This window comes from Pseudomonas putida, from assembly GCF_030159595.1.
GTDB classification, from domain to species: domain Bacteria; phylum Pseudomonadota; class Gammaproteobacteria; order Pseudomonadales; family Pseudomonadaceae; genus Aquipseudomonas; species Aquipseudomonas putida_AC.
Map to the genome: position 1 here is coordinate 1 of NZ_BSKJ01000076.1, position 215 is coordinate 215.

A 215-nucleotide genomic window follows, 5' to 3' on the forward strand; every position below is an offset into this window, starting at 1 on the left:
CGTCCCCTTCGTCTAGTGGCCTAGGACACCGCCCTTTCACGGCGGTAACAGGGGTTCGAGTCCCCTAGGGGACGCCACTTTTTCCTGCGTTTTGCAGGGCTTAAAAAGGCTCGTCGATTATTGATGAGCCTTTTGTTTCGGGGCTATAGCTCAGCTGGGAGAGCGCCTGCATGGCATGCAGGAGGTCAGCGGTTCGATCCCGCTTAGCTCCACCA

Annotated in this window: 2 tRNA genes; both read left to right on the forward strand. The window is 57.7% G+C overall.

Going from position 1 to position 215, the window contains the following annotated elements:
• Nucleotide 1 precedes the first annotated feature (1 nt).
• Nucleotides 2-77: transfer RNA gene (locus tag QQL85_RS26575), tRNA-Glu, on the forward strand.
• 62 nt (nucleotides 78-139) lie between these two features.
• Nucleotides 140-215 (forward strand) — tRNA-Ala (locus QQL85_RS26580).